Origin of the sequence: Pedobacter sp. KBS0701, assembly GCF_005938645.2 — a bacterium.
In the GTDB taxonomy this organism is placed as follows: Bacteria; Bacteroidota; Bacteroidia; order Sphingobacteriales; family Sphingobacteriaceae; genus Pedobacter.
In genome coordinates this window covers 3598635-3618578 of record NZ_CP042171.1, presented here as the reverse complement: position 1 = coordinate 3618578, position 19944 = coordinate 3598635, and the positions used below count along the sequence as shown (strand labels likewise).

Below are 19944 nucleotides of genomic sequence, written 5' to 3'. Positions count from 1 at the left end.
AATCCCTTTCAATTGAAAAAAAGTATAGTTAGTATAGAAAATCTTTCTCATCGTTACAGTAAGGACTGGGCGATCAAAGACATCTGTTTTGAGATTCAGGAAGTTGGTGTTCTGGGGCTTTTAGGTTCCAACGGTGCAGGTAAATCAACCACTATGAATATTCTCTGTGGCGTGTTGAGTCAAACTGCCGGCAGCGTAATTATTGATGGCGCAGACTTACGCCTCGAACCGGAAAAGGCGAAAGCGAAATTAGGTTTTTTGCCACAAAATGCGCCTTTACATTTGGACCTTACCGTGGATGAATACTTGATTTATTGTGCTTATCTCAGGGATATTCCTAAAAAAAGTATAAAATATGCAGTAGATCAGGCAAAGGATAAATGTGGTATCAGCCATTTTGGAAAAAGACTGATCAACAATCTCTCCGGAGGCTATCGCCAGCGCGTAGGTATTGCCCAGGCCATTATCCACAACCCAAAACTTGTTGTTCTCGATGAGCCTACCAATGGGCTCGATCCCAATCAGATACTGGAGGTAAGGAAACTGATCAAAGAAATTGCGGTTGAAAGATCTGTTATCTTTTCTACGCACATGCTCTCCGAGGTTCAGGCAACCTGTAAGGATATAAAAATGATTGAAAACGGACGATTGGTCTTTGCCGATACCATGGATGCCTTCAACAATTATATTCTTCCCGATTCTGTGATATTAACAGTAAACAATCCCCCTGAACTGTTTTCATTTCTGGAGATTGAAGGTATTACCGATGCTCAGGAAATTAATGAAAACACTTTTAGGCTGCGCTTCAGTGCTTCCGGAACAATTTCGCAAAGGATCATTGAAATTAGTGTAGCCAAAGGCTGGCAGCTTCAGGAAATCATGCTCGAAAGAAGTTCTCTGGATGAAATCTTTGCTCAGCTTTCCAATAAATCAAAACCCCGATCTTAACATGACCAAAATATTTAAAATCTCAAAGCTCGAACTGAGCATACTTTTCTACTCGCCCGTGGCCTGGATAGCCATTGTTATATTCATGATCCAGAACGGAATCGGATTTTTTGGGCTATTGGGCAGCTACCAGGAAGCGATATCTATGGGTATAAATGTCGACAATCTCACCTTCTCATTATTTATAGATTTAAACGGTCTTTTTGATACGGTTCTACAAAACCTTTATTTATATATTCCCCTGATCACAATGGGGCTGATGAGCAGGGAGCTGCAGAGTGGATCGATTAAGCTCCTGTTGAGCGCTCCGGTAAAGATCCGTGAAATTATTCTCGGAAAATATCTCTCTATGGTTGGCTATGCTGTTATACTGGTACTGATATTGGTTATTTATGCTTCTGCAGGGGCGCTAATCATCAAAAATCCTGACATAAAATTAATTTTGTCCGGCCTTGTAGGGATATTTCTTTTAACCTGCACCTATTCTGCTATCGGATTATTTATGTCCAGCTTAACTGCTTATCAAGTAGTGGCAGCGATAAGTACATTGGCAGTTTTCGCTGCATTGAAGTTTATCGGCTCTGTTGGACAGGGAATTGACTTTGTTAGGGACCTGACCTATTTTTTATCTATTTCAGGCAGGGCTGATGATATGCTAAAGGGACTTATTACCACTAAAGATGTTTTATACTTCCTGATTATCATTGCCCTTTTTTTATCGCTGAGCATCATCAGGCTCAAAAACCAGCGCGAATCTTTATCCCCATTGATCAGCTATTCCAGATATGCAGGTATTTTTGCGCTGGCCCTTGTCCTTGGCTTCTTTAGCTCCAGGCCAGGACTGATCGGTTACCTGGATATGACCAGGGCGAAGAGCCGTACGCTTACCAAAAATAGTCAGGATATAGTAAAGCAAATTAAGGGGCCGCTGGAAATCACTACTTACGTAAACCTTTTAGATCAGAATGTCTATTTTGGTCTTCCCCAATCACGTAACACAGATCTGGCCCAATTCGAAAAATTTCAGCGCTTCCTGCCCGATCTGCAGATGAAATACGTTTACTATTACGATGCTGCGGATTTAAAGAACAATAACAATATGTCCTATCAGGGAGACATTACAGGATTATCGACCAGGCAACTTGCTGAAAAGGTTGCAGATAATATGGGACTTGATCTGGATATGTTTATGCCACCCGCAGAAATCAGAAAAATCATAAATCTAAAGCCGGAAAATAACAGTGTTGTGCGTGTGCTCAGGTATAAAGGACGTATGAGCTACCTCAGGTTCTATGATGGCGTAGACCAGTTTCCTTCCGAGGCTGAAATTTCAGCTGCAATTAAAAGGCTGATTGTGAGGGTGCCCAAAGTAGCATTCATCACCGGACATCATGAAAGAAGCATAGACCGGACCGGAGAGCGGAACTATCAGATGATGAGTACAATGAGGAGAAACCGAAAATCGCTGATCAATCAAGGATTTGATGTCATCCAGCTCGACCTCAAAAAGCAAAATATCCCTTCTGATCTATCCGTTTTGGTAATCGGCGATCCCTCCGTACCAATAGGAAGCGATGAAAAGGTGAAGATAGACCGTTATTTGGCCAGGGGTGGAAATATGCTGGTGAGTACAGAACCCGGGCGTCAGAATATAGTCAATCCCATACTCAAACCAATAGGTCTGTCGGTAATGGATGGGATGCTGGTCCATTCCAGCAAAAATGATTCGCCTGATCTGATCCTCTCCCAGATATGGAATGGAAAAGGCCGCCTTCCACTCTCAGGAGCATCGGCACTGCAGTACACGCCAACCTTGCCATTCCAGGCTGAAGCGCTGGCCATCAGTACAAAAAATGGATGGAACAGAACTTTTCCGGTTGACCTCAATGTGGGTGAAATTACCTTGGATCCATTGAAAAATGATGTAAGCGGGCCATTCCCTGTAATTATTTCGCTCAATAGACAAATAGGCAAAAGACAGCAGCATATTATCGTTTCCGGTGATGCCGACTTTTTGAGCAATGCTGAACTTTCACATCCTAAAGGAGATAATGAGCGTTTTATCAAGAATCTTTTTAACTATTTTTCTGATGGAAGTTTTCCTGTCGATATTTCAAGACCAAGGGCAATCGATGACAGTATTCTTCTGGGAAAGAAAGATATATCTGTGCTGAGGACAATCCTTCTGGGGGTAGTGCCAGCCCTGATCCTCATCGCCGGTTCCATAGTCCTGCTCAGAAGAAAAAGAAATTAAAATTTCATATACCTCCTATATAGCCCTTATCTTGTCTTACTAAAACAAGAACAGCAATGAACGAGAAAGAAATAGCAGAAATGCTTGAACGATATAAAAATGGCTTAGCAACAGCTCAGGAAGAAGCGCTGTTGCTAAGCTGGTCGTTATCCTATCGCGAAGGGGATAAAGAGGTTCTTACTATGCAGGAAAGATCAGATGCGGTAGATGATATCTGGGATAGTCTGGAAGAGAAAGTCTTGAAAACAAAAAAGATTAATATCTGGCCTAGAATCGCAGCTGCTGCGGTAATATTGATTACTTTATCCATCGGTTTTTATCTGTATAAGATGAACAGCGGTACCGATCTTCACCTTGCCGCTGCGGCTATAAAACCAGGGAAAAATTCGGCTACATTAACCTTATCCAATGGAAAAAAAATAATGCTGAGCGATGCCGTAAATGGCCAGCTGGTGAATGAGCCAGGCGTTTCGGTTAGCAAGACAGCAGATGGACAATTGATTTATAGCCTTAGCCAATCCGATGATGGAAATGCAACGAACCGGCAGAACAAGTTGGAAACTTTTAATGGGGAACAGTACCAGGTAATTCTGCCAGACGGGACCCATGTATGGCTGAATGCGGCATCCAGCCTGAAGTATCCTTTAAAGTTTTCAGCCAAGGACAGGCTTGTAGAGCTTTCGGGCGAAGCTTATTTTGAAGTTGCCCACAATGCGGTAAAGCCTTTTAGGGTATTAACCGCCAACCAGCAGGTAGAGGTTTTGGGCACACATTTCAATATTAATGCCTACCGTGACGAGCCAACAGCCAAAACCACGCTCCTGAGTGGCAAAGTTCGTGTGAGCACCCCTGCTTTAAGCAGGATAGATAAAGGGAATATTATACTCAGACCGGGAGAACAGACGGTTTTATTGGGCAATCAGATTTCTGTTGTCCAGGCCGATCTGGAAGCGACGGTGGCATGGAAAAACGGCTATTTTATGTTTAAGAGTGAAAATATTCAATCGGTTATGAAAAAGGTTTCCAGATGGTACAATGTAGAAATTGTATATGAAGGCGATCTGCCAGAGGATAAATTTGGCGGAGTAGTGAGCCGGTTTTCTAACGTAAGCCAGGTATTAAAGAAACTTGAGCTGACCGATAAGGTTCATTTTAAAATTGAGGGAAGGAGGATTATCGTAACACAATAACTACCTGAAAAAAAAATAGGCCAAAAAAGCCAGAAGTGCTTGCAACACAACTGGCCAATAACTGGTTCAAGAGACAAAACTTACGATTCTATCAACACCTAAACCAACCAAACAAATGTATAAAATTTATACTAAGGAAAATGCTATGCCCGGTGGGTATATCAGTAAACTTCTGCTCATTATGCGATTCACCACCGTTATCCTAATAGCAACCATCATGCAGGTAAGCGCTGCCAGCTATGCTCAGAGCGTAACTATCTCTGAAAGCAATGCAAGCCTGGTCAATGTACTTCAGCAATTGCGCAAGCAGGCAGGGTACAATTTTGTATATACCGATGGCCTTTTAAACTCAGCTAAACCCGTAAATATTAGGGTCAAGGGTGCTGAAATCAGAGAGGTGCTTGATCTGATTTTTAAAAACCAGCCTTTAAGCTACACGATCGATGAAAAAACGATAATCATAAAAAAACAGGAAAAGTCTTTGCTCAATAAGCTGGTCGATTATTTTAATCTGATTGATGTCAGGGGACAGGTACTTAACGAAAAGGGGCTGCCACTTTTGGGCGCCTATGTAAGGCTGGAAGGCACCGCAAAAAAGACACTTTCTGATATTGATGGGATGTTCATTTTTAAAGATGTGGGCGAAAAGGGCCGCCTGATCGTATCTTATGTAGGATATAAAACAGATACGGTAACCCTAAATGGTCAATCCAGCTATCTGATTAAGCTTGACCCACAGGCGCTTGCAATGGACGATGTTCAGATTGTTTCTACAGGTTATCAGCAGCTTCCCAGAGAACGTGCAACCGGGTCTTTCGAGGTGATCACGAAGGAACAGCTTCAGCACAGTACCGATCCTAACCTGATCAGAAGACTCGAAGGAATAACCACTTCGATAGATTTCCGAAATGACCTCAGACCAACGATATCCAGTAACATCAACGCACAACGGTCTCCTTTGGCCAACTTAACCATCAGGGGAAAAAATACGTTAAATGAATCCACCAATGCAGATGCCAATGGGAATTTCAGCGGACAGGTACTGGTGGTTATTGATGGGATTGCCAGCCCCTATTCTATCGATAAGGTCAATCCGAACGACGTAGAAAGCATTACTGTTTTAAAGGATGCTGCTTCAGCCTCTATCTGGGGTTCAAGGGCTGCCAATGGGGTTATTGTAGTTACTACAAAAAAAGGAGCATACAACAGACCTGCCAGGATTTCTTTCAACAGCAACCTGAATATCTCGGAAAAGGTGGATCTTTTCTATAATAAAACCATGAGTGTATCTGATCTGATCGATGCACAAAAACTACAGTTCATCACCAATAACCGCCCGTTGCCACCAGTTAGCATTACCAGCCTTTACGGTCAGGAACCCGTATCTCCGGTAGCTGAGATTATGGATGCCTACCTTAATCAGGGTACATTGACCAAGGCCGAGGCAGATGCCCAGATTGATGCACTGCGCGGAAACGATATCCGAAGGGATTACACCAAATACTTTTTAAGGAACAGCGTTACCCAGAGTTATTCACTTGCTGTGGATGGCGGCAGCGAAAAATTTAATTATAGATTATCCGGGGGCTACGATCGTTCCATCAACAATACCAAAAATTCTGGTCTGAACAGGATGGTGATTGGTTACAATGGATCATTCAGACCGATAAAAAACCTGGAGATACAGGGTAACATCAGTTATAATGTTCAACAAAATAATGAACAGGCACAGGAAAACAGGATAAGCGGTGTAACAGATGCAAGTTTTCAGCCTTATACCCGATTGGCTGATGATAACGGAACACCACTACAGGTCACAAAAACTTACCGCCCAGGTTTCGTGGACCTGTTCGAAAGCACCTATCCAACCCAGTTTTTATCTTACAGGTATTTTCCTTTGAATGACATTTCTGAAGGCTATAATGATACAAAATCGCAGAATCTTAATCTGAACTTTAACATTCGTTACACCATTTTTAAAGGATTATCTGCGCAATTAATATATAACTACAATTCTGGAAGAAACGAAGAAAATAGCCTCTACCGTGAAAATTCATTTTACATGCGGAATCTGCTGAATTACTTTACAACCTCTAATTCTTCAGTAAATCCGATGACAGGTGATCCGGTAACTCCCTTTGTAAATCAGCTGCCCCCTGGCGGACAATATACTACCGCACTGACCAAATCAAGCAATCAGACCATGCGCGGCCAGTTGAATTACGACAAAACCTTTGGTAGCAAGCACCAGATTGCAGCCATTGCAGGCATTGATGTTGCTCAGGTGTACAGCATTGTAAAAAATGATGGTTATTATGGCTACAATGAAAATACCCTTAGATCGGTAAACCAGCTGGATTATAAAACAATGATCCCGATTGCTTTTTCGGAAGATTTTAGTGGTTATAATGGAAATTATATCCGTAATCTTTCCACCGGATTTGTAGATAACAGAGTAAGGACTTTTAGCTATTATAGCAATGCAGCCTATACCTACAATGGTAGATATACGCTTTCAGGTAGTTTTAGGAAAGATATTTCCAGCGAATTTGGGCAGGGAACCAATCAGTCCGGTGCTCCATATTATTCTGTAGGGGGAGCCTGGAATATAAACAAGGAAGCTTTTTACCATTCCTCACTGTTTCCAACCCTTACGCTCAGGGCAACATTTGGATATAACGGAAACGTAAACCCATCGGTTCTGGCCAGGCCATTGATCACCTATTCTGATTTTAATGGGGATAATAATCTTCCCTACGCTTACACTGGCCTTTCTACCGGCATATCCAATAATCAGCTCAGACCAGAAAAAACCGGGATTTTTAATATCGGACTGGACTTCGTGCTAAGGGGAAACCGCCTGTCTGGAAGCATTCAGTATTACAACAAGAAAACAACCGATCTGCTTACCGATGGTCCGCTAGACCCGAGCACGGGATATACCCATATCATTTACAATACCGGAAATCTTCGCGGCCAGGGTTGGGACCTTACGCTAAATTCGATCAATGTTAGCTCGGATAAATTCAGATGGAACACCAATTTTCTTTTTAGCTACAATAAAGTAAAAGTAACTAAACTCTATGCCGGAGAGGCTGGCACGGCTGGTCAGGTGGTTTCCAATAGTTCGGGAACTTTTAATGAGGGGTACGATCTGTCACGTGTTTTTGGCTATGAATGGGCAGGGCTTGATCCAGCTACCGGAGATCCCAGAGGTTTTGTAAACGGACAGCCTGTCGCTATTTCCAACGCTACAGATGGTACTTTAAATTATAACGCGATCCAAAACCAGCCTATCGGGTCCCTTAAATATTTTGGTTCCGGCGTTCCGGTCTTTTTTGGCTCATTAAGAAATACATTCAGTTATGGAAGTTTTTCGCTTTCAGCAAATATTCTCTACAAACTTGGCTATTACTTTCGCAGGCCCAAAAACAATGTGGTTAATTATTCGGATCTTTTCAGTAGTACCTCAGTTATACAGGGTGTAGAATATGAAAACAGATGGCAAAAACCGGGTGATGAGCTCATCACCAATGTGCCTTCGGCTGTGATCAGCTCCACGAATCTGAACCGCGACAATTTTTACTATTACTCGAGCATCAACGTACTTAAGGGAGACCATATCCGCCTGCAGGAGATTAATTTATCTTATTCCTTCAAAGTAAAACCTAAAATGTTTATTAAAAATCCGAGGATTTATGCCAACGTCAGCAACCTTGGGGTAATCTGGCGCGCAAACGACCTGGGAATTGATCCCGATGTATTCGATTATCCAATCCCCAGGACTTACAGCCTTGGTTTCTCAGCTAACTTTTAATTTGGACGACCATGAAATTTATCAGGAATATACTACCTATACTTTTATTGAGCATGTTGAGCTTGTCATGTAAAAAGTTTATAGATATCAAAAAAAACAGCGATCAATCATTTTTAGAAACCGCAAAAGACTGCCAGCTACTGCTTGATAACTATGAGCTTTTCAATACCGGATATCCCATTGATGGAGAGATTTCGGCAGATGATTATTACCTCAAAGATTCCCGGTACAATTCAGACCCGGTTACCCTTGAGGACCGCGCTATTTACGCCTGGCAGCCTCAGGCCATCAGAAATTCGGCCGATCTTTGGAAAGGGCCATACAATAAGATCTACCATGCCAATCTGATTATGGAAACCCTCGACAAACTTGCTGGTCAGGAATCTGCTGCTGTGTTGTCAAATTTGCGAGGAAGCGCGCTTTTTTTCAGAGCCTACTCGTTATGGAACCTTGCACAGCTTTATGCTTCGCCATTTGGATCCCAAACAGGGCAGGACCAGGGACTGCCCATCAGGCTCATGTCAGATATCAATGATGTCCAGGCGAGGGCAACTGTAGGGGATACCTATGCCCGGATTGTTCAGGACCTCAAAGAGGCTGCAGCATTGCTGAACGTGACCTCAACTATTTCCTCCAGACCTAACAAGGCCGCCGCTTATGCTATGCTATCCCGTGTTTACCTCTCAATGGGCGATTACCCAAATGCATTGGCAAGCTCATCCTCTGCTCTGGCGCTAAAAAGCAATCTGATCGATTTTAATACGCTAAACCCGGCAAGCTTTGCCCCGTTTGTCCGGTTCAATACAGAGGTCATTTTTCACAGCACCATATTTAACCAGAATGCTGTGCTGGAGCCTGGTTATGGGGATGAAGACCTGGCGATAATAGACCCATCGGTAATAGCCTCCTTCGACAGCGATGATTTGAGAAAAACCATTCTTTTTAAGGAAAATACCGATGTGCCAGTGCCAAGCGGGACCTTTCGCTTTACCGGTAACCATGAGTCAGCGGTTGGGTCTTCAAAGCTCTTCAATGGTCTGGCTGTAGATGAACTTTATCTGATCAGGGCAGAATGTTATGCCAGGGCAGGGAATGCAACCAGTGCCATGGCCGATCTGAATGCTCTTTTGGTTTCCCGCTGGAGAACCGGAACCTATGTTAACAAAACTGCGGCAACCGCAACAGATGCACTGGCGATTGTCCTTACCGAAAGGCGCAAGGGAATGGTGATGAGGGGAACCAGATGGTCGGATCTGCGCAGGCTTAACCTGGATATCAGGTTTGCTAAAAACCTTTCCAGAACCATTAACGGTACGGTGTATACACTTCCTCCCAATGATCCGCGGTATACCATTCTCATTCCGCAAGAAGCAATCACCAATTCGAGCCTGCCACAGAACAGGCGATAAACATTTTTTTCCTAAACCCACAACAGCATTGCCAGATGGATAATCTGGCAATGCTTAAGCTATTGTTATGTCCAGAATTTCAGTAATCAACATCCCCAGACTGCTCTTGTTAATCCTCATATCTATCTTTTTGGGGCAATCGTTAAACGCCCGGCAAAAGGAAGAAGGCACGGAAAAGCCTTTACCGTTAGATCCAAATGTGCGTACAGGTAAACTGTCAAACGGGTTTACCTACTTCATCAGGCATAATGAAACGCCTAAAAACCGCGCGGTATTAAATCTGGTGGTGAAAGCTGGTTCTATACTTGAGGATGATGATCAAAGGGGACTTGCACACTTTATGGAGCACATGAGTTTTAACGGTACCAAAAACTTTCCTAAAAATCAGTTGGTAGATTATCTACAGAAAAATGGAGTACGGTTTGGTGCAGACATAAATGCATATACGGGGTTTGATGAGACAGTTTATCAACTGCCGATCCCTGCGGATAAGGAAATACTGAACAATGGAATAAGGATTCTGCGGGACTGGGCAAACGCTGCTACGCTGGACCCTGGTGCGATAGATAAAGAACGTGGTGTTATTCTAGAAGAAAAACGCCTCCAGGCTGGCGTAGAAAACAGAATGCAGGCCCATTATTCCCCGGTACTTTTTAACCATTCCCGATATGCAATACGTGAACCTATCGGAACGGATGAGATGCTAAAGTCATTCCCGAAGAGCGCCTTAGAGCGTTTTTATAAAGATTGGTATAGACCAAATTTACAGGCAGTTGTTATTGTTGGCGATATTGATGTGAACGAAGTGGAAAAACAGGTCCGAAAAAGCTTTTCTAAACTTAAAAACCCTTTAAATGAGAAAAAGCGGCCTGTTTATACGATCGATCTCACTGGCAAGAACCAGTTTTTGACTTTGAGCGATCCTGAAATGTCTTCTACTGTGGCGCAGATTATCATCAAACATAAGGCTGCGGCGCTGAGTACGGCCGCTGAGTTTAGAAAGGCAATTGTAACCAGACTTTTTAACGGGATATTGGCTAAACGCTTCCGCGCACTTTCCAGAAATGATAACCAGGATTTTCTCCAGGCAGATGCACGTATCGGAAAGCTACTGGCCAATGTGGATAATTTTAGTTTCCGTGTTGTGGTAAAACCCGGTCAACTTAAGCAGGGGGTGTCTGCCGCCTGGAGAGAAATTGCTTCATTAAAACAATCTGGCTTTATGCAAAGTGAGCTAGATATTGAGAAAAATAGCTATGCAAGCACTATGGAGAATGCCATAACAGAAAAAAACAACATCAGCTCAGATAGCTATGCTAAAGAATATATTGCCTATTTCTTAAGCCATGACCTGGCTCCGGGCATCGATATGGAATATGCGCTTGTAAAAAAGTTTTTATCGGAGATCAATCTTGAAGACCTGAACAGGCTAACTGCCGAATATATCAGGAAAGATAATACCGATATCATTATCCTTGCTCCCGATAATACGATAATTCCCAATGAAGTAACATTCAGGTCATGGATGGATCCAGGTACTCAAAAATCCTTTACATCCACCACTTCTGCTCTGTTAGCACCGAAAAGCCTCTTGCGCAAAGAGCCTGTTGCTGGTAGATCTGTTGCTACAACATTAGATCAGGCTAACGGAATAACAACAATGGTATTGAACAACGGAATCAAGGTTATTCTCAAGCCGACCGGCTTTAAAAAGGATGAGATTCTTTTTTCGGGTTTTGCACCGGGAGGAACATCCGTTTATGGACAAAAAGACTACCAGTCTGCAAAAAATGCTGCGGCCATTGTATCTTCATCAGGCGCTGGCAATTTTGGCCCGCGAGATATGGATGATTTTCTGGCCAATAAGCAGATGGGGATGCAACCCTTTATCAGCGAGCTGAGCCAGGGTATTTCCGGGGGTAGTACAAATAGTAATATCGGTGGGGCACTACAGCTGGCTTATGCCTATCTGATGGAACCGAGGATTGATAGCGCTGTATTCAAAAACCTGATTGATAAAAGTAGGTTAGCCCTATTGGGAAGGGATAAAAACCCTCAGGCAATTCTTCAGGATTCAATAAACGCAATATTTGGTGGATATAATTTTAGAAGGACTGCACCAAGTCTGGCCAAGCTTGATCAGATCAATATGGCACGTTGCCTTGAAATCTTCAGCGAAAGATTTTCTAACAATACAGATATGGTATTCACTTTCGTTGGAAGCTTTGAAATAGACAGTCTTAAACCTTTAATAGAAAAATACATTGGCTCATTACCTACAACTGGCAATAAAAATTACTTCATCGATAATGGGATTAAGTTGCCGGAAAAAGCAGTGCAGCTTTTAATTAAAAAAGGAATTGCGCAACGGGCCAGAGTTGAACTGGTATTTTCGGGGGATTTCCAATACAGTCCTGAGAACAGGATCAGAATGGATGCAATCAGGGAAATACTTCAGATCAGGATGATCGAAAGGCTTAGGGAAGAAGAGAGTGGGGTATATAGCCCTTCGGTATATTTGGGGCTTGATAAAAATCCCAGGTCTACCTTTAAACTATCCATTGTTTTTGATTGCGATCCAAAACAGTATGCAAAATTGATCACCTCAGCACTTGATGAGGTTAGAAAACTTAAAGATCTGGGGCCAGAGGAGGTAAATGTCCAAAAATATATTGCTGAAAGCATCCGGTCGCGTGAAACTTCTGTAAGCTCAAATCAGTGGTGGCTTGGTTACATTGCAGGGCAGCTGGAAGACGCTGAGTCTTTAAATCAGTACGCATCATATATGAATGATCTCAAAAAGCTGACGTTGAAGTCGATCCGGGAAACAGCAACGAAATATCTTGATGAAAAAAGGCTGATTGAGGCGGTTTTATTACCTGAAGAAAGAAATTAGCATACTTTTCGGCAGTGCTATTTTCGCATTAATTTGATCGTCTTTATTGCCGGTAAACTTTGGGTTGCCGGTGATAAATTACAGTTGCATATTATAGATATTGTAGAGTCTCCCAATCAAATTTGAAAAGAATTTTTTAAAACCAGATTAATTTACAAATACGAATAATTCTGGTCTCGCATTTGTGCAGGAATTACAATGTGGAATTAGATAACAGCACTTGTTTAAAAGATATTGCTGGTTACTTTACCTTTAAAATATAGCCTAAGCCATAAACATTTTCTATGCTTACCTGCTCAGAGAGTTTAAAAAGCCTGCGAAGCCTTGAAATAAAAACTTCAAGGCTTTTTCCGTTAAAATAATCGTCATTTCCCCATAAGGCTAAAAGAATATCTTTCTTTTTAACCACCCGATTAATATTGCCGGCCAAACGATCCAATACTTCCGATTCCCGTACGGTGAGGGAAATTTCTCTGCTATCAGGCATCCTCACAAATAATTGGTCTTTATGGTATCTGACATCGCCTATGGTAATAAATCCGGGATTTGGTACTGATTGTGCTTTAGCACTATTGGAAAACCTGTTAATGACATTTCCTATTCTCAGTACAAGTTCTTCAATTTCGAATGGCTTTGAGATATAATCTATCGCACCGATTTTGAGGCCGCGAAGCCGGTCTTGTTTTTCGTTATGTGCCGTAAGAAAGAAAAAAGGCTGATCGGGATTGATCTTTATCATTTCTGAAGCCAAATCAAAACCATTCATGTCAGGCAGCTGTACATCTACAATCACGAGTTTATTGTCAAGCTGGTTTTTACCATAATAATCCAATGCTTCGATAGCGGTTTTAAACCATAATACACTAAATCCCCTTAATTTCAGGTATTCTGAAATCACATTGCCCAGGTCTGTTTCATCTTCAATTATTACGATATCATAAAGCATAATTCTTTGGGATTAATGATTTACACTATTTGCTGTTTGCCCGGCAGGGATATGCACCAGAAATTCTGTTCCTTTATCCAACGCTGTTTTTACGCTGATTTGCCAGCCATGAATATCCAGACATTGTTTAACGTAATATAGTCCGAGGCCCAGACCCGAAACGGTATTCTCTTTGCCTGCACGGAAAAACTTATCGAATATTTTTTCCTTCATGGCATCTTCAATTCCCTTTCCGTTATCTTTAATATGGAGAATATAACCATCATTTTGAAAAGTGATAAAGATTACGGTCATTTTTACGTCGCTGTTGTTGTATTTAAAGGCATTATCCAGAATATTCTGAAGCATCGTGGTAAACACAAAAGGATCGATCATGATTAATATTTCCGAACCATGAGGATCGAAGGTAAGGCTATCGGGTGCCTGAAGTTTTATTTTATAATCGTTAACCAGGGTAAGCACTTCATAATTAAGATCCGTTTCCTCTAAATTGATGTTATTATTGATTTCGGAGATCTCCAGCATCTGGTTAATGTGGGAGTGAAGTCTTCTGGCCTGCCTTTCTACAATCTGCACCAGTGTTTTTACGCGCGTCCTGTCATTAAGTACTTCATCTTCATGGAGGCTTTTACTGGCCACCAATATGGTGGTAATCGGTGTGTTAAATTCGTGCTTTATGCTGTTCAGGAAATCGGATTTAACATCGGTTTCTTTTTTCTGCCGCATCCAGCTGATATAAGTATAATAATTAATGCCAACAATGATGACGATACACAAGGCTACCAGTGAAAACGTAGGTAACATCTGATACGCTACTTTTAAAATACGACCCGGAGGATCGACAAAAAGGTTAAAGGTAACCCTATAATCGTAAACCAGTTTACCACTAACAGAGAGGTTGGTTACCCTGTTCTGGGTGTTTGGATCAGTTAATGTACCATCAATGATAATGCCGAACCGTGTTTTTTGGTCAGCTTTAAAATCGGTATTGGTTTGGTTGTCGAATATGGTGATATTCCCGATTTTGTTATCGAAGTTAATCTCTATCGACTGGAATGTAAGCAGGTATTGCAAGTTGCTGTCTAAACCGTTCCTTTTTACAATCGACCGGAAAACACTGTCCATGGTGCTTTGCTTTTGCAGGTCTTTTAACAGGGTATTGCTAACGCTTTGCGACAATTTAACAAATTCTTTCCTGTTGTTTAAATAAGCTTGTTTGAGCTTAGGCATATTCCTGGAGAGAATCGAATCGATGATCTTTCCACCGCCTTTGTAAACTTTATCTTCAGCTATACTGCGTCCATATTCATCGTTAATCAGCGTTTTTTCCTTTAAACTGTAATCCCTGTCTCTCAGTACATAAGAATTATAGGTTAACCTGAGCTGTACCAGAAGCAAAATCAGAAAACTGGCCAGCACTACTGATTTATATATACGATCTTTCATTTTATCCCTTAAAAATAGGCGTATTATTTCATAAATGCCATAACGTTAAGCTTTTGTTAGGCTTCTGTTACGTTTTCGTTCGACAAATTCTTTCGATATCGGGTGTAGCTTTGGATAATAATTTAGATGCTGCCTGTAAATCAGATTTCTATTGACCGATTGAAATTGATACATAAAACAAGCCGGTCCCATCTTTCAATTAACTAACACAAATACGTAAACCAAAAAAAACAGAAATGACCTTTAAAAGGATTTTATCATTACTACTTATCGTTTCGGGAACGACATCTGTTTACCCGGCAATGGCCCAGCAAAAATCAACCAATAAACCCTTACCAGAGCTTCAGCAGGATTTTGTTGATCTGGGTCTGGGTATGTTTATCCATTACGGTATGCCTACTTTTATGGATCAGGACTGGTCTGATCCAGACGCCGATCTTTCTTTGTTTCAATCGCCAAAACTCGACGCTGATCAATGGGCAAAAGCCGCTAAATCTGCTAACATGACCTATGGCTGTCTGACCACCAAACACCATAGTGGGTTCCCGATCTGGGATACTAAAACGACAACATATAATGTAATGAATACGCCGCTAAAACGCGATGTGGTAAAAGAATATGCTGATGCTTTCCGTAAAAACGGATTAAAGGTAATGCTATATTATTCTATATTAGATACCCATCACGGCATCCGCCCGAACCAGATTACACCAGTGAATGTTAAAATGATCAAAGATCAGATTACCGAACTGCTTACGAATTATGGTGAGATTACCGCCCTTATTATTGATGGATGGGATGCGCCATGGTCGAGGATTTCTTATGACCAGGTACCTTTTGAGGATATTTATTACCTGATTAAATCATTACAGCCAAACTGCCTGGTAATGGATTTAAATGCCGCGAAATATCCTACTCAGGCATTATTTTATACCGATATCAAATCTTACGAACAAGGTGCCGGTCAGTTTATTTCTAAAGAAAATAACAAACTTCCGGCGCTTGCCTGTCTTCCGCTTCAGGCCAACTGGTTCTGGAAAACATCATTCCCTACTACTCCTGTAAAAAATGTACCAGAGCTTGTGAATAAATTTATTATTCCATACAACGCTGCATATTGCAATTTTATTCTCAATGTAGCGCCAGGTAAAAACGGTTTAATAGATGATAACGCCCTCGCTGCACTTAAAGAAATGGGCCAGATTTATAAAAAACCTGCAGATCTTCCACGTATTCCGCCCTACGCTGCACCGATCATTTCGAGTAACATTGCCAAGCATGTAAAAAGTAACAGCAGCTGGAGTGATGATATGAATATCATGGATTTTGCCAATGATGATGATTTTGGTTCAAGCTGGTCATCCAATCACACCGTAAAATCGCCATGGTATGAACTGAATTTCGAAAAGGCTGTTCCCTGTAATATGGTGGTGCTTACAGCGGGCAATAACAGAAAAGCGACCTACAGTCTACAGTATTATGCAAATGGTAAATGGAATGCTTTAGCTGCAAAAAATGAGGGAGAGAAAAAGGTAAATATTTTTAGGTTCGGGCGTATCTGGTGCGAAAAAATAAAGGTAACCATTACCGACTTCGAAAGCTCACCTGCTATTGCTGAACTGGGGGTGTTTAACGAAAGAAAATAAAATGTGTTAGCCGGATCATTTTTGGCTTGGCTAATTTATTAACTGCCCTTGTTTGACAGATACAGATGGAAATTGACTACTCCAGGTGATACCTGCAAACATTTTTTGAAATAATCTAAACATAAAAACCAACCAAACTTTATGAACCAAAATTTTACTGCTAAGGTAAGGCATCTGCCTTATTTGGGAAACCTCTGGGTACTGTTCGCAGTATTCGGTGCCTGTTTGTTGCTCCTGGGCTGCCCCACTTTTGCACAACAGGGTGCAACAATTAAAATTACCGGAACTGTTAAAGATTCGCTCGGACTGGGAATTCCGGGGGTAAGTCTTCAGGTTAAAGGCCAGAGTGTTATGGGAACCATTACCGATGGCGATGGTAAGTTTTCGCTGAATGTAACAGCTAAATCTATAGTGGTGGTATCATCTGTGGGATTTAAACAGGTTACGTTTATTGCCGATCCATTAAGGCTAAAGGTAGATCTGGTACTGCATTCGGATGACAACAATCTCACGGACGTAGTGGTTACTGCCTTTGGAAAAAAGGAACGGAGAGAAGCCATGGTGGGATCTGTTACCAGTATTACACCTTCCAGGCTAAAAATTCCATCCAGTAACCTGACCAATGCCATGGCAGGGCAGATTGCCGGCGTGGTGGCCTACCAGCGGAGCGGACAGCCAGGACTTGATAATTCTACATTTTTTATTCGTGGAGTAACCACATTCGGGTACAAACAAGACCCATTAATCCTGGTAGATAACGTAGAGCTCACGCCAACTGATCTGGCCAGGCTGCAGGTAGATGATATCGCCAGCTTCTCCATCTTAAAGGATGCCAGTGCAACGGCTTTGTACGGGGCCAGGGGAGCTAACGGGGTAATTTTAGTAACCACCAAAGAAGGTGTGGAAGGTAATGCGAAGGTAAACGTTCGTTTTGAAAATTCCATTTCTCAGGCCACGCAAAACCTTAAAATTGCCGATCCCATTACCTTTATGAAGATGTACAATGAGGCCCTGACCACAAGGAATCCTTTAGCAGTGCCCAGGTTTAGCCAGAACGATATTTATAACCGCGAGCAAACACTAAGCGGTGCTCCGGGAAGCAACAAATATGTGTATCCGGCGGTAAACTGGATTGATGAACTATTTAAAACCAGCACCAACAACCAACGCCTCAACGGAAGCGTGAGCGGAGGCGGGAAGATTGCACGGTACTACATCGGTACCTCTTATAACCGCGACAATGGGATACTGAAAGTAAGTCCGGTAAACAACTTTAACAATAACGTTAAACTCGAAAACTACCAGCTCCGTTCCAATGTCAACATTAATGTTACGCCTACCACAGAAGTGGTGCTTAGACTGTCGGGAACTTTTGATGAATACAACGGGCCGATTACCGATGACGGCTCTTTCTCTGCCGATTTGTATAAAAAGGCACTTCATACCAGCCCTGTACTATTTCCTGCATTTTACCCGTCCGATCCTTCACTAGGGATCGATACCCACATTCTATTTGGCAACAGTTCAACTGAAGGAACAGGAAATACAATTGGTTTTTCCAATCCTTATGCAGATATGATGAAGGGATATAAATCTTTCTCGAGATCAAGAATGTCGGCACAACTTGAGCTAAACCAGGACCTTAATTTCCTGACTAAGGGGCTGACTTTTAAAGGCATGTTTAATACCAACAGGTATTCCTATTTCGACCTCACCAGGCAATATTCTCCATTTTTTTACAATGTAGCGTCCTATGATAGGATCAGCAATCAATATACCCTCAACTGGATCAATAACCAGCCCGGACAGGCTTCAGAGTATCTGAGCTTCGAACCAGGGTTTAAAGACATTAATACATTCGTGTACATGCAGGCCGTTGTAGATTATTCTAGGCAGTTTGGCAGTAAACACAACATCAGCAGTACATTGATCGCCACAAGGCAACAGCGTTTATATGCCAATGCAATCGATCCAGCTACCGGACAGTCGAGTCTTCAGTATTCGCTTCCCTACCGGAATGTTGGCTTGTCGGGAAGGTTGGGTTATGGTTATGATAACCGTTATTTTGCTGAGTTTAACTTTGGTTATAACGGATCGGAGCGTTTTGCTGAAAAGAACAGGTTTGGTTTCTTTCCAACCATAGGTGGATCTTGGGTAATTTCCAATGAATCATTTTGGAACGGCAGCTTAAAAGGCGCTGTTAATAAGCTTAAACTGCGCGCAAGCTACGGCCTTGTTGGTAACGATGCCATTGGTGCGCAGCGTTTCTTCTATCTGTCGAACGTAAACCTGAATGGCGGTAACCCGGCCTATTTTGGGCAGGCCAACGGTGTTTCCAGGCCGGGGGTAAGCATTACCAATTATGCCAATGATGCCGTTACCTGGGAAACTTCCAGGCAAACCAATATTGGGCTCGAGATCAGTCTTTTTAAAAGCCTGAATATTATTGCCGAAGTATACAAACAGCACCGTTACAATATTTTGATGGAGCGTGCCTCTATCCCTTCCAGTATGGGGTTAGAATCGGGTGTGAGCGCAAACCTTGGAACTGCTGATTCGAGAGGGATAGATTTTTCTGCCGATTATAGTAAAACCTTCAGGGGCGGATTTTGGATGTCGGGAAGGATGAACTTTACCTTTTCGCAAAATAAATACGGACAATACGAACAGCCCGCCTATAAAGAACCATGGCGGATACTATCCGGACAGAAAATTGGTGTAAGATGGGGCTACATTGCCGAGCGTCTTTTTGTTGATGACCAGGAAGCAGCAGCTTCGCCAACACAACTTTTTGGCGCCGGAGCTTCTGCGCCTAAAGGCGGAGATATTAAATATGCCGATGTAAACAATGATGGAAAAATTACCGAAGCCGATCAGGTTTTTATCGGCTTGCCTTCCACGCCTGAAATTGTTTATGGTGCAGGTTTGTCAATGGGATTCAAAAAAATCGATCTTTCTCTTTTCTTTCAGGGGGTAGGCCGCACGAGTTTCTTTATCGATCCGTCGCAGGTTAGTCCGTTCCTATCCAACAGGCAAGTGCTTCAGCCTTTCGCCGATAGCCATTGGACAGAAGAAAATCAGGATTTATATGCCAAATATCCACGTTTGGGAACCACTTCTTCTGAGATCAGCAACAATCTCCAAACCAGTTCCTGGTGGATGCGGGATGGTGCTTTCATCAGGTTGAAGTCGATAGAAATCGGTTATACTTTTCCTGATAAGTTATCGAAAAAGGCATTTCTGTCTAACTGCAGGATCTATTTCAATGCTTTAAATCCGCTTACCTGGAGCAGGTTCAAGGACTGGGATCCGGAGTTGGCCTCAAATGGCTTCAGCTACCCGATCCAGAAAGTGTATAACATCGGAATAAACGTAAATCTATAAAGCAGCTA

General features: G+C 42.2%; 10 protein-coding genes. 8 read left to right on the top strand and 2 right to left on the bottom strand.

Annotation, left to right across the window (positions count from 1 at the left end):
* Positions 1-12: 12 nt before the first annotated feature.
* The 6 genes from FFJ24_RS14575 (at position 13) to FFJ24_RS14550 (ending at position 12514) form a co-directional block, all read left to right on the top strand.
* Positions 13-948, top strand: coding sequence for an ABC transporter ATP-binding protein (locus FFJ24_RS14575; RefSeq protein WP_138817925.1), 936 nt, complete (start codon positions 13-15; stop codon positions 946-948).
* Position 949: 1 nt separating this feature from the next.
* Positions 950-3202, top strand: coding sequence for a Gldg family protein (locus FFJ24_RS14570; RefSeq protein ID WP_138817924.1), 2253 nt, complete (start codon positions 950-952; stop codon positions 3200-3202).
* Between the two features lie 56 nt (positions 3203-3258).
* Positions 3259-4392: a FecR family protein gene (locus FFJ24_RS14565; protein WP_138817923.1), complete on the top strand. Its 1134-nt coding sequence runs from the start codon at positions 3259-3261 to the stop codon at positions 4390-4392.
* Positions 4393-4507: 115 nt separating this feature from the next.
* Positions 4508-8209, top strand: a complete 3702-nt coding sequence (locus FFJ24_RS14560; protein ID WP_138817922.1) for a SusC/RagA family TonB-linked outer membrane protein — start codon at positions 4508-4510, stop codon at positions 8207-8209.
* Positions 8210-8220: 11 nt separating this feature from the next.
* A complete protein-coding gene (locus tag FFJ24_RS14555) occupies positions 8221-9618 on the top strand; it encodes a RagB/SusD family nutrient uptake outer membrane protein (protein WP_138817921.1) in 1398 nt (465 codons plus the stop codon).
* Between the two features lie 67 nt (positions 9619-9685).
* Positions 9686-12514: a pitrilysin family protein gene (locus tag FFJ24_RS14550; RefSeq protein ID WP_138817920.1), complete on the top strand. Its 2829-nt coding sequence runs from the start codon at positions 9686-9688 to the stop codon at positions 12512-12514.
* Between the two features lie 241 nt (positions 12515-12755).
* On the opposite strand, the gene FFJ24_RS14545 is transcribed toward FFJ24_RS14550, so the two are convergent.
* Positions 12756-13460, bottom strand: a complete 705-nt coding sequence (locus FFJ24_RS14545; protein WP_138817919.1) for a response regulator transcription factor — start codon at positions 13458-13460, stop codon at positions 12756-12758.
* A gap of 12 nt (positions 13461-13472) precedes the next feature.
* A complete protein-coding gene (locus FFJ24_RS14540; protein ID WP_138817918.1) occupies positions 13473-14906 on the bottom strand; it encodes a sensor histidine kinase KdpD in 1434 nt (477 codons plus the stop codon).
* A 236-nt stretch (positions 14907-15142) separates the two neighbouring features.
* Between FFJ24_RS14540 and FFJ24_RS14535 the strand changes: the two genes are divergently transcribed.
* Together FFJ24_RS14535 and FFJ24_RS14530 are read left to right on the top strand one after the other, a co-directional pair.
* Complete coding sequence (locus FFJ24_RS14535; RefSeq protein ID WP_138817917.1) at positions 15143-16552, top strand: alpha-L-fucosidase; 1410 nt, start codon at positions 15143-15145, stop codon at positions 16550-16552.
* A gap of 141 nt (positions 16553-16693) precedes the next feature.
* Complete coding sequence (locus FFJ24_RS14530; protein ID WP_138817916.1) at positions 16694-19936, top strand: TonB-dependent receptor; 3243 nt, start codon at positions 16694-16696, stop codon at positions 19934-19936.
* The last annotated feature ends 8 nt before the right edge of the window (positions 19937-19944 follow it).

Excerpts from the sequence above, each read along its gene's own strand:
- FFJ24_RS14530 (WP_138817916.1), top strand. The coding sequence starts at position 16,694 with ATGAACCAAAATTTTACTGCTAAGGTAAGGCATCTGCCTTATTTGGGA.
- FFJ24_RS14550 (WP_138817920.1), top strand. The coding sequence starts at position 9,686 with ATGTCCAGAATTTCAGTAATCAACATCCCCAGACTGCTCTTGTTAATC.
- FFJ24_RS14555 (WP_138817921.1), top strand. The coding sequence starts at position 8,221 with ATGAAATTTATCAGGAATATACTACCTATACTTTTATTGAGCATGTTG.
- FFJ24_RS14535 (WP_138817917.1), top strand. The coding sequence starts at position 15,143 with ATGACCTTTAAAAGGATTTTATCATTACTACTTATCGTTTCGGGAACG.
- FFJ24_RS14540 (WP_138817918.1), bottom strand. The coding sequence starts at position 14,906 with ATGAAAGATCGTATATATAAATCAGTAGTGCTGGCCAGTTTTCTGATT.
- FFJ24_RS14545 (WP_138817919.1), bottom strand. The coding sequence starts at position 13,460 with ATGCTTTATGATATCGTAATAATTGAAGATGAAACAGACCTGGGCAAT.
- FFJ24_RS14565 (WP_138817923.1), top strand. The coding sequence starts at position 3,259 with ATGAACGAGAAAGAAATAGCAGAAATGCTTGAACGATATAAAAATGGC.
- FFJ24_RS14570 (WP_138817924.1), top strand. The coding sequence starts at position 950 with ATGACCAAAATATTTAAAATCTCAAAGCTCGAACTGAGCATACTTTTC.
- FFJ24_RS14560 (WP_138817922.1), top strand. The coding sequence starts at position 4,508 with ATGTATAAAATTTATACTAAGGAAAATGCTATGCCCGGTGGGTATATC.